A 5,898-nucleotide genomic window follows, 5' to 3' on the forward strand; every position below is an offset into this window, starting at 1 on the left:
CGGTGCCCATGGCGTCGACTTGTATCAGCTGATCGAGATGGGCGGAACACCGATGAAAGGTATGGTAGAGCAAGGTCGCCTGCCAGATCCTGCCGACACCCCGACGAAAGCAACGATGTTCGAAAATGGTGTTAACTTCATGGCCAAGCATCACCTTCGCCGCTTAAGTGTCAACCACTGGGCTCGCGATAACAGAGAGCGGAGCATCTATAACAGCCTAGCGAAAACGTCGGCCGAAGTACTGCCATTGGGTGCCGGCGCTGGTGGTAACTTGGGTGGCTTTGGTCTTATGCAGCAACGGAGTTTGGATGCCTACATTACTGCTGTGAAAGCGGAGCAAATCCCGGTAGCCATGATGACGCGTGTTGCGCCCCAGGCTGCGCTGCATTCTGAAGTCAAAGCGAGCTTTGATCGGGGGTTTTTGTCTGCTGCTGAATTGAGTAACAAGTTCGGCTGGGACATTTTCCATTATTGCCGACCGCTGTTTGCTATCTGGCAGCGCAACGGATTGGTAAACCTTGAAGGTGACTATTTGTCACTCACATTGGCTGGCGAATTCTGGTCGGTCTCGTTGGCACAAGCGATGATAGAAGTACTGCAAAAGTATCCACTGCCGAAAGCCGCCTAATATATAGCTATAACATTATCTGGAGAGAAACTGTGTACGAGAATAAGTCTTTTGAAGCAATGAAGTCCCAAGTCGCTGAACTACTGACATCCGATCCCAAGCTGCATGCTATGGCGATTGCTGACACACTTGGTGCCACTGAAGGCGAAGTCGTCATGGCATTTCCTGACGAACTGGTTGTTCCTGTTCCGGGAGAGAGTGCGAAAGCAATTCTTGAAGATTTACCAATCTGGGGGCCAGTAACGACTATTGTGCATTCAATGGGCTCTATTTTTGAGGTGAAAGCACCGTTTCCGAAAGGTAAGGAAGCGCGTGGTTATTACAACTTAATGGGGAAATCAGGTGAGTTACACGGTCACTTACGCTTGGATCTTGTCACAGATATCGCGCTGGTCAGTAAACCGTTTATGGGGAAGGAAAGCTATTTTATCGGCTTTTTTGCCAAAGGCGGTGAGTGTGTCTTTAAAGTGTATCTGGGCCGTGACAAGCAACGTCAGTTATTTCCGGATCAAATCGAAAAATTCAAACAATTAAAACAACAATACCTTGGAGAAAAGTAAAGATGAATCAAGTAAAGCAAGAACGCCTTCAAAATCGACTTGGCCCTGAAATCAAAGAGTTTCGAGAATCATGCCTGACACTGCAATTGGCAACGGTGGATGCTGAAGGCAAGCCTAACGTAAGCTATGCACCGTTTGCCCTGCTGGAAGATGGCTACTATGTGTTAATCAGCCAAATTGCTAAACATGCCCGTAACCTGCTTGAAAACCCGCAGGTATCATTGATGATGATTGAAGATGAGGGGACATCGAAGACCATCTATGCGCGCAAGCGACTGACTTTTGAGGCAAACGTCGTTGTTGTCGAACGAAACAGTGAACGCTGGCTTGCTGCTGTAGCCGAGTTGAAAGCACGCTTTGGTGAGATAGTTGATGGTCTGAGCGGGTTGGAAGACTTTACCTTGTTCCGTCTTGAACCGACTCAGGGATTGTTTGTGAAGGGATTTGGCCAGGCGTTTCAGGTAAGCGGTGACGATCTGGTTGATTTTGTCCACTTGCAGGAAGGCCATAAACGAATCAAGGACGGTAGCGAGATCACAACGCCAAACGAAGAGCTATAGGTAATTAAGATTTAATAATTAAGAACAGGGGCCTGGACGGTTATTCATGCAGCATATTGCTGCTTGATAATTGACAGGCCTTTGTTCGTTTAGGTCGTTATTCCGGACTCTAACGGAATCGCTTGATCCGGATCATCGTAATACAAGGGCTCGCTTGCTGAGCGGAAAAAACGTGTGATAATTATTATATTAATGACACAAAATCGAGTTTCATTTATGTCCAGTGATACTAAAAGCGGTGTGCGTTTTGCGTATATCGCCAGTTTTCTAACCCCTTTGACTTTTATGATATCAGGCATAGTTGCTGTCATTTATTCGGCTTATAAGCTGAATAAGGGCACCGACGAGCTTACATACAGTCATTATTACACTATCATCCGTACCTTCTTCCTATTCTTCACTTTCTTCGTGGTATTGGGTGTAACGGCAGCAACGACCAGCGGCATGGTTGCCGGTGCAGAATACTGGGTACAGAACGATTTTCTCGATAAGCTACTGAGTGCCATTCCGGTTGTTGGTCTGGTCATCGCTGCGCTGGCAATTGTAAAGTGGTTCGTCAAGCATATTCAGGGTATGAAACTTCTGAGCCAGAATAAAGCGATAGAGCTATAAGCGACGTTGTATGAAATACTGAAAACCGGAATGAGTTATCGTTCCGGTTTTTTTAAATCTCAACCACTGTCGCGGAAGTGATCACCTGTTGCTGGAGTCGGTCTATATTTTCATTGATATACCCGTAAAGGTGGGAGGAGTAACTTATGGCAAGTGTGTCAACTGCTCTCGATAAGGAGAGAGCTCGCCAAGGTTCCCGTCAATTGGATCGCAATAAGCGCAAGAACATGCACGAGGGGATCGCTCCTTGGTGTGACTGCTGTGTTTGCGAAGCCGAGCCGTATTGGGCCGAAGTGGCAGAACAGATGGGGATCAATCTAAGTGATTATGAAGATGATTGTTCATAGTTGGAGCATTGAGACTACTCACCGCAATAGGTTTATTGCGGTGAGGAGCTGTTGTCACACGGTCAGTTCTAGACGATTGCCTTCCGGGTCTAGAATGACACTTTCATAGTAACCATCACCGGTCCAGCGTGGACCGTCGAGGAGCTTGAAACCGTCAGCGGTAAATCTCTCAGTCATTTGATTTACTTTTTCTTCAGAGCCCAGAGAAAAAGCAATATGCGCCAGTCCGGTGAACTGAATATAAGGATCTGCAGGCAATACTTGAAAAGAATCCATATTCATCAGCTCAATGCGTGGCCCGTCAGGCAGCGTTAAAAAATAAGAAGAAAACTTCTTTTCCGGATTTTTATATATGTCACTACACTTTGCGTCGAAATAACGCTGGTAGAACAGTTTCATGGTTTCAAGGCAATTACACCAAATCGCGACATGTTCAATCTTCATTTTCGCTCCCGATTATCCTGGGTATCCCAGTCGTAAAGTGACAGCAGTGAGGACATATAAAGAATGGCTTCTTGCTCAAGAACACTATGCGCGCTATTCAACCGTGAACGATAGTACTCAGCTAATGCTGTACCGCCTGCTTTCTGATGAATGATACTTCTGATACTTGTTAACATATCTTCGTCCTCCACTGTTTGGGTATATTATTCATTCAAATAAGGAACAAAAACACAGATGATAAATTTCAGGTTTCTTCCTGTTATTGGTGTTTTTTCTGGTTTAATGTAGAGGAAAGGGTGTGAGTCATTAAAATGAGGAAGCGGTGGTGATGAGTTGGAGCTGGTTGTGTTGAAAGATAAATTACTTCTTTACTATACTCGCACGGCTAAGCTTGGAGTGAAAAAAGAGATCTTAATTACCCTCCACGATGTTGCGGAAGCTATGTTTACCAGTCCCCGGCACAGCAGAACGTTACTGAAGGAAATGCACACTGTCGGTTGGCTGGAGTGGGTGCCAAAGGTGGGGCGTAACCAACGCTCTTTACTTCATCTTAAATACAGTCCTGATGAACTGAGAGCCGATCTTGCCAAGCAGCATATCTCGATTGGAAAATATGAGAAAGCACTGGCACTTATCGATAATGACCAAGTGCTCTTTGGCCAGTTGCTACAGACGACCTCAGGTGCATCTCGGCGTGAGGGGCTGCTGCATATTCAACTTACCTACCGTCGTTCGTTTTCACCGATACTGCCTCACATTGTGCAGAGAAACAGTGAGCGTTTTTTTCTGCGTCAGGTATATAGCTGTCTAACCTGCTGTGATGAGAACGGGAATCTCACACCCCAGCTAGCCCATCACTGGACCTACTATGAAGAGACATGTCGGTGGCGTTTTTTCTTGCGTCCGCAGCTGTCGTTTCATGACGGTAGTGAGATTAATGCGGATAAAGTTGCCGAGCTGTTTATACAGCTCAAAGCATTACCGGAATATCATAAAGAGCTGGCTCATATGGACAGTGTTTCTGCGATTAATCCACATTGCGTCGAGTTCGCTTTAAATCAGCCAGATCCTGGCTTTGCCGGGTTAGTCTCTGATGTCAGGTATTCGATCCAGCCAGCTTCGCAGCTTGATCAGGCAGCCATGATAGTCGGAAGCGGGGCATTTCAGATTAAAGAGCACTCTAGCAAGCGGCTTCATTTACAGGCGTTTGATAACTATTACGGATGCCGAGCACTGACTGACTCTGTTACGGTATGGCAAGTGGCTTCGAAAAGTGCCAGCGAATTCGGTAAAACCTTACTTCAGGCTGATATTGCGCAAGAAAACCACTCCAGTTGCTCGCATTATGTCTCCATCAGTGGGGAGGGCGAGGGGAGCGAAGAGAGCCAGCAGACCAGAATTGAAAACGGCTGTTTGCTGATGCTGTTTAACCATCAGTCCGGGGTCCACTTGATGCAACGGAAATACCTTGCTCAGCTTCTGTCAACGGATGATCTGATGGCGAAGTTACGACAGCTTAATACTCACGTCGAAGCAGTTCCGGCAAGCAATTTGCTCCCAGGCTGGACAAGAATCTACAGGCCAAAGGCTGCACAACAGCGGTTACCTAAAAGGCTTACTGTTGCTGTTTTCGAGCATCAGGCCCTGGTTGACTGCTCGAAAGCCATCAGCGATATACTGGGACAAGCCGGGGTAGAGTGTCAGGTAAAGGTGTATTCCTTTGAAGAGTTTCATGACAAGGCGCGCAGGGAGGCTTTAAGTGAGGATCTTATTCTGACCAGCCTGAATCTGGATGACAACCGTCCTACTTCAGCATTTCGCTGGATGCTGTCTAATTCAGTGCTTCATCAGTGCCTGTCACCTGATGATAGTCACTGGCTAGACTCTGTGTTAACAAGCATCCGTAAGCAGAGCCCTTTGCGCGGGTATCTTAGCGAGCTGGATGCTATTGCTACAGCGATGCTTAATGAGCACTGGTTAATGCCATTGTTTCATCATCGGCAGACTCTGCGCTTCGAAGGCATTTTAAAGGGGGTGTCTATGACTGCCTGGGGCTGGCCGGCAATTCAGGATGTATGGTCGGAAGATTAGTACTACGAAGTAATAAATAGTTGATTTTGAATATTAGCTACTTTAATTTGAAACTATTATGACGATGATGACTGCGCTTACTCACTCTCTATGTTGCTGCTGTAAATACTTAATTTACGGCCGCTTTCGTGTAGCTATCACCTAGCAAATCTATCGCCTAGCAAAGCAATCAGCTAACGAATATATCGCACTATCTCCCAGGCCGTTGATGTTTATATCCGCGGCCTTTTTGTATTTATAAGGAAATGAACGATGACACAAACGACACTGCAGTTTTATAACACACTGAGCCGGCAACTGGCGCCGTTTGATTCGATTGAACCGCTCAAGGTTGGTCTTTATGCGTGTGGTCCGACCGTTTATGACTACGCCCATGTCGGTAACTTACGTACCTATTTGTTCGTGGATATTTTAAAGCGCGTTTTACAACTCAACGGCTATCAGGTTAACCATGTAATGAACATCACTGATGTTGGCCATCTCGTGTCGGATGGCGACAGCGGTGAAGATAAAATGGAAAAAGGGGCCCGTACCCAGCACAAGTCGGCGTGGGAGATTGCTACTTTATTTGAAAGCGCCTTTTTTACCGACTTGGAACGGCTTAACATTTTAAAACCCTCTATTACCTGCCGGGCAACAGAGCATATCCAAGAGCA

General features: G+C 46.4%; 7 protein-coding genes and 2 pseudogenes. 7 read left to right on the plus strand and 2 right to left on the minus strand.

Going from position 1 to position 5,898, the window contains the following annotated elements:
- The 5 genes and pseudogenes from MHN01_RS13920 to MHN01_RS13940 form a co-directional block, all read left to right on the plus strand.
- Positions 1–628, plus strand: a pseudogene (locus tag MHN01_RS13920) (heme anaerobic degradation radical SAM methyltransferase ChuW/HutW); the annotation flags it as partial.
- Positions 629–687: 59 nt separating this feature from the next.
- Positions 688–1,188: a heme utilization cystosolic carrier protein HutX gene (hutX, locus tag MHN01_RS13925; RefSeq protein WP_255725272.1), complete on the plus strand. Its 501-nt coding sequence runs from the start codon at positions 688–690 to the stop codon at positions 1,186–1,188.
- A 2-nt stretch (positions 1,189–1,190) separates the two neighbouring features.
- Positions 1,191–1,748 (plus strand): heme utilization protein HutZ, encoded by a 558-nt coding sequence (gene hutZ, locus MHN01_RS13930; RefSeq protein WP_239411897.1) that lies wholly within the window; start codon positions 1,191–1,193, stop codon positions 1,746–1,748.
- Between the two features lie 216 nt (positions 1,749–1,964).
- A complete protein-coding gene (locus MHN01_RS13935) occupies positions 1,965–2,360 on the plus strand; it encodes a hypothetical protein (protein ID WP_239411898.1) in 396 nt (131 codons plus the stop codon).
- Positions 2,361–2,506: 146 nt separating this feature from the next.
- Positions 2,507–2,707 carry a hypothetical protein gene (locus tag MHN01_RS13940; RefSeq protein WP_239411899.1) on the plus strand — a complete coding sequence of 67 codons (201 nt, stop codon included), beginning with the start codon at positions 2,507–2,509 and terminating at the stop codon, positions 2,705–2,707.
- Positions 2,708–2,761: 54 nt separating this feature from the next.
- Here MHN01_RS13940 and MHN01_RS13945 read toward each other — a convergent pair whose 3' ends face one another.
- Together MHN01_RS13945 and MHN01_RS13950 are read right to left on the minus strand one after the other, a co-directional pair.
- On the minus strand, positions 2,762–3,151 hold the full coding sequence (locus MHN01_RS13945) for a VOC family protein (protein ID WP_075767801.1): 390 nt from the start codon (positions 3,149–3,151) through the stop codon (positions 2,762–2,764).
- The gene (locus MHN01_RS13950) at positions 3,148–3,327 is read right to left on the minus strand and encodes a hypothetical protein (RefSeq protein WP_239411900.1); all 180 of its coding nucleotides are present in this window, start codon (positions 3,325–3,327) and stop codon (positions 3,148–3,150) included. The genes MHN01_RS13945 and MHN01_RS13950 overlap by 4 nt, the downstream gene beginning before the upstream one ends.
- Before the next feature lie 169 nt (positions 3,328–3,496).
- Here MHN01_RS13950 and MHN01_RS13955 point away from each other — a divergent pair, with 169 nt between their 5' ends.
- Together MHN01_RS13955 and MHN01_RS13960 are read left to right on the plus strand one after the other, a co-directional pair.
- Positions 3,497–5,242: an SgrR family transcriptional regulator gene (locus tag MHN01_RS13955; RefSeq protein WP_239411901.1), complete on the plus strand. Its 1,746-nt coding sequence runs from the start codon at positions 3,497–3,499 to the stop codon at positions 5,240–5,242.
- 252 nt (positions 5,243–5,494) lie between these two features.
- Positions 5,495–5,898 (plus strand): annotated as a pseudogene (locus MHN01_RS13960) (cysteine--tRNA ligase); the annotation flags it as partial.

It is taken from the genome of Photobacterium sp. OFAV2-7 (assembly GCF_022347985.1).
GTDB lineage: Bacteria > Pseudomonadota > Gammaproteobacteria > Enterobacterales > Vibrionaceae > Photobacterium.